Source organism: Endozoicomonas sp. ALE010 (genome assembly GCF_049310165.1).
Taxonomy (GTDB): domain Bacteria; phylum Pseudomonadota; class Gammaproteobacteria; order Pseudomonadales; family Endozoicomonadaceae; genus Endozoicomonas.
Window position 1 is genome coordinate 1 of sequence record NZ_JBLYNV010000127.1, and the last position, 5,302, is coordinate 5,302.

General features: G+C 53.2%; 2 protein-coding genes. Both read right to left on the reverse strand.

From position 1 onward, the window contains the following. A partial coding sequence (locus ACO6UY_RS23830) for a DUF1601 domain-containing protein (RefSeq protein ID WP_422491522.1) occupies nt 1-3,063 on the reverse strand: 3,063 nt, incomplete at its 3' end. Nucleotides 3,064-3,210: 147 nt separating this feature from the next. After that, nucleotides 3,211-5,302: DUF1601 domain-containing protein (locus ACO6UY_RS23835; RefSeq protein WP_422491524.1), on the reverse strand; the 2,092-nt coding region annotated here is incomplete at its 5' end.

A 5,302-nucleotide genomic window follows, 5' to 3' on the forward strand; every position in this document is an offset into this window, starting at 1 on the left:
TCCCTGAATTTCAATCACCATGTTGTGCTCTGGCAGAAACAGGTCAACCGGAGGTAATAAGTTCAAACTCTTTTCTTCTTCAATCTTCAAAGAGGGAAGGCGTGATTGGAGTTGATCACGGAAGAAAGTTTGAGGTTCTGAAATGGTTGCCTGGTAATGGGGGACGAACGGAAAGGGTCTGCCAAGCCAACTGGCGGCCATGGCAATGACGCGTTGATCCTTTTTATTGTCCGGGGGGGTATTTTCCAGGCGAGTAAGCAGGTCATCCATGTGCTTTTCAAGCACGTTATTTTTATTGGCTTTGGAGACCAGAGACAACCTGGCACAGCATACCATTACGCCCCAGAGAGACATGGATATATCTTGCTGAGAGAACTGAGGGTTTTCACTGATTTTGTGGACAAGCGATTTGAAGATAGAGGTAACCACGTCCAGTTCAACGAACTCACCCAGTTTCGCTGTGGCCCAAAGCAGGTTGGCGATTTCCAGTGGTTTAAAGTTAGCTTTCTGTTCGTTCACCCGGGGCAACAACGCGGCCACGGCCTCGTTGAGACCAGGTATCTGCTCTTGCACGTTGTCCACCAGTTTTGCCATGCTCCACAGCAGGTTGGCGATATGCTGAGGAATAAATTGGTCTTTTTGTGCGTTCACGCAGGGCAACAACGCAGCCACGACCTCGTTGAGCCCTGGTGTCTGCGCCTGCCCGTTGTCCACCAGTTTCGCCATGGCCCACAGCAGGTTGGTGATCTGCTGAGGAATAAATTGGTCTTTCTGTGCGCTCACCCGGGGCAACAGCACGGCCACAGCTTCTTTGAGCTCTGGTGTACACTCCCCGTAGTCCGCAAGTTTCGCCATGGCCCACAGCAGGTTGGCGATCTGTTGAGGAATAAATTGGTCTTTCTGTGCGTTGACGCAGTGCAACAGCGTGGCCACGGCCTCGTTGAACTCTGGCGTCCGCTCCTGCCCGGAGTCCGCCAGTTTCGCCATGGCCCACAGCAGGTTGGCGATACCCTGTGGTATAAAGTTAGCTTTCTGTACGTTCACGAGGGGCATCAGCGTGGTCAAGGCCTCGTTGAGCTCTGGTGTCCGCTCCTGCCCGTTGTCCATCAGTTTCGCTATGGCCCACAGCAGGTTGGTGATTTCCTGTGGTTTAAAGCAAGCTTTTTGTGTCTTTACATGGGGCAACAGCGCGGCCACAGCCTCTTTGAGTTCTGGTGTCTGCTCCTGACCGTTGTCCACCAGTTTCGCCAGGGCCCACAGCATGTTGGTGATATCCTGGACATTAAATTGGTCTTTCTGTGCGATCACCCGGGGCAACAGCGCGACCAGGGCTTCGTTGAGCCCCGGTGTTTGCTCCAGCCCGTTGTCCACCAGTTTCGCCATGGCCCACAGCAGGTTGGCGATATTCTGAGGATTAAATTGGTCTTTCTGTGCCTGCACCTGGGGCAACAGCCCGGCCACGGCCTCTTTGAGCCCTTTCAGCCCGTTGTCCACCAGTTTCGCCATGGCCCACAGCAGGTTGGCGATTCCCTGGGCAGTAAATTGGCCTTTCTGTGCGTCCACATGGGGTAACAGCGCCACCACCGCCTCTTTGAGCCCTGGTGTCCGCTCCAGCCCGTTTTCCACCAGTTTCGCCATAGCCGACAGCAGGTTAACAATGCCCTGGGGATTAACTTGGTTTTTCTGTGCGTTCACGAGGGGCAACAGGGCGGCCACGGCCTCTTTGAGCCCCGGTGTCCGCTCCAGCCCGTTGTCCACCAGTTTCGCCAGGGCCCACAGCAGATTGACAATGGCCTGGGCATTTAACAGGTCTTTCTGTGCGTTCACCTGGGGCAACAGCGCAGCCATGGCCTCGTTGAGCCCCGGTGTCCGCTCCTGTCCGCTGTCCACCAGTTTGGCCATGGCCCACAGCAGGTTGGTGATTTCCTGTGGTTTAAAGTTAGCTTTCTGAGTGTTCACCTTGGGCAACAACGCGGCCACGGCCTTGTTGAGCTCTGGTGTCTGCTCCAGCCCGTTGTCCACCAGTTTCGCCATGGCCCACAGCAGGTTGGCGATACCCTGAGGAATAAATTGGTCTTTCTGTACGTTCACGTGGGGCAGTAGCACAGCTATGGCCTCCTTGAGCTCTGGTGTCCGCTCCTGCCCGCTGTCCACCAGTTTCGCTATGGCCCACAGCAGGTTAGAGATTTCCTGTTGGTTAAAGTTAGCTTTCTGTGCGTTCACCCGGTGTAACAACGCGGCCACGGCCTCGCTGATCTCTGGTGTCCACTCCCCGTTGTCCACCAGTTTCGCCATGGCCCAAAGCAGGTTGGCGATACCCTGAGGAATAAATTGGTCTTTCTGTACGTTCACAAGGGGCAACAGGGCGGCCACGGCCTCTTTGAACTCTGGTGTCTGCTTCTGCCCGTTGTCCACCAGTTTCGCCAGGGCCCACAGCAGGTTGGTGATTCCCCGGGCATCAATATCCCGGGCTTGAGGTTTTTGGTAGCAGTTAAATATTATTGCATCAAGCAGAGTTGACAATAAGGCAGCTTGAGTCAACTGAACACGCTCATGCATGGGTTTATAAGGGGTAAAAACACCCGCTGAAGTCAATGAATGAAGAGTTGTCGTCAGGCTTCGCCAATCCCAACGCCGTGTTGGGGTAAAATTTTGCAGCATACGTATCAGCTGGCTTTGTTCCGCCCGGTTTAACGGTCTTTTAGCAGCTGACGTGTATCTTTTAATTGAAAGGGCATATTGACTGTGATTTTTTCCATTATAGCGATGACCGAAACGATCCGCTTTACTCAACAGATCAGCCATTATTTCCTGTTTGATGAGGGCATTAAAATCCTGAGCAGGGTTTACTGAACGGCCCTGTAGATGTTGAGAAGAGCTTGCTCCAGAAGAATGGTAAAATTCATGGCGACCCGGCGCAGTGCGGGGGGGATTATCCCATGGTCTGACTGTGGCATGTCTGTATCGTCCACGCCCTGAAGAAGGGGCATGGCCTTTCGGTTGGTTGTAATCATTACCTGATCTTGTGTATTTACCATTGATACCAGCAGATCTTCTATCCATAATTATATTTCATTAATTCATGAGAATATAAAAAGCAGACTGCTGTTCTGTTCAGAAGTTCATTTTGCTGAACTGTCTAGTAGTTGGAGAAGAACATCTACTCTGAATTGTAAAAACGGTTCCTGAGTCTTGATGGCAGGGAGACGATTACTGGCTGTTTGTTCTCTTCTTTATTTGATCAATAAATGGTTTCATTAAATCCCGGTTCCAACGCTGTTTAACCGGAATTTCAATGACCTCAAACCCTGCTTTTTGCAACAGTGCAATTTTCAGCAGAGTCGAACCCTTCCTGGTTTTGAACTCATCATTCACGTAATGAGACGACCCCTGAACTTCAATCACCATGTTGTGATCTGGCAGTAGCAGGTCAACCGGAGGTAATGAGTTCAGACTCTTTTCTTCTTCAATCTTCAAAGAGGGCATGCATGATTGGAGTTGATTGCGGAAGTCGGCCTGATGTTTTGAAATGGTTGTCTGGTAATGGGGGGTGAACGGACACGCTCTGCCAAGCCAACTGGCGGCCATGGCAATGATGGTTTGATCCTCTTCATTATCTGGTGATGTATTTTTCAGGCGAGTCAACAGGTCATCCATGTGCTTTTCAAGCACGTTATTTTTATTGGCATTGGAGTCTAGAGACAACCTGGCACAGCATACCATTACGCCCCAGAGAGACATCGATATAACTTGCCTGCAGAGCTGAGGGTTTTCACTGATTCGGTAGACAAGCGATTCGAATGTAGAGGTAACCACATTCAGCTCAACGAGTTCACCCAGTTTCGCCATGGCCCACAGCAGGTTGGCGATACTCTGTGGTTTAAAGTTAGCTTTCTGTGCCCTCACGTGGGGTAACAGTGCAGCCAAGGCCGCTTGGAACTCTGGTGTCCACTCCTGCCCGTTATCCACCAGTTTTGCCATGGCCCACAGCAGGCTGGCGATGTGCTGAGGAATAAATTGGTCTTTCTGTGCGTTCACGTGAGGCAACAGCGTGGCCACAGCCTCGTTGAGCGCTGGTGTCTGCTCCTGCCCGTTGTTCACCAGTTTCGCCATGGCCCACAGCAGGTTGGCAATCTCTTGTGGTTTAAAGGTAGCTCTCAGTGTATTCACGTGGGGCAACAGTGCGGTCACGGCCTCGTTGATTTCTGGTGTCGACTCCTGCCCGTTGTCCACCAGTTTCGCCATGGACCACAGCAGGTTGGCGATGTGCTGAGGAATAAATTGGTCTTTCTGTATTTTCACGCGGGGCAACAGTGCGAGCACGGTTTTGTTAAGCGCTGTTGTCTTCTCCTGCCCGTTGTCCACCAGTTTCGCCATGGCCCACAGCAGGTTGGTGATACCCTGTGGTTTAAAGTGAGCCTTTTGTGCGTTCACGTGGGGCAACAGGGCGGCCACAGCTTCTTTGAGCTCCGGTGTCGACTCCTGCCCGCTGTCCACCAGTTTCGCCATGGCCCACAGCAGGTTGGCGATATCCCGGGCTTTAAATTGGTCTTTCTGTACGTTCACGTGGGTCAACAGTGCGGCCACGGCCTCGTTGAGCCCTGGTGTCCGCTCCTGCCCGTTGTCCACCAGTTTCGCCATGGCCCACAGCAGGTTGGCGATTCCCTGGGCATTAAATGTGTTTTTCTGCACGTTCACGTGGGGCAACAGCGCGGCCACGGCCTCTTTGAGTCCTGGTGTCCACTCCTGCTCGTTGTCCACCAGTTTCGCCATGGCCCACAGCAGGTTGGCGATATCCTGGACATTAAATTGGCCTTTCTGTGTGTTAACCCGGTGGAACAGAGCGACCAGGGCCTCGTTGACTCCTGGTGTCCGCTCCAGCCCGTTGTCCACCAGTTTCGCCATGGCCCACAGCAGATTGGCGATATGCTGAGGAGTAAATTGGTCTTTCTGCGCGTTCACGAGAGGCAACAGGGCGGCCACGGCCTCGTTGAGACCTGGTGTCCGCTTCAGCCCGTTTTCCACCAGTTTCGTAATGGCCCACAGCAGGTTGGCAATGTCCCGGGCACTAAGTTGGTTTTTCTGTGCGTTCACGAGGGGCAACAGGGCGGCCACGGCCTCGTTGAGCCCCGGTGTCCGCTCCAGCCCGTTGTCCACCAGTTTCGTAATGGCCCACAGCAGGTTGGTAATGCCCTGGGTATTAAGCTGGTCTTTCTGTGCGTTCACGAGGGGCAACAGGGCGGCCACGGCCTCGTTGAGCCCTGGTGTCCGCTCCAGCCCGTTGTCCACCAGTTTCGTAATG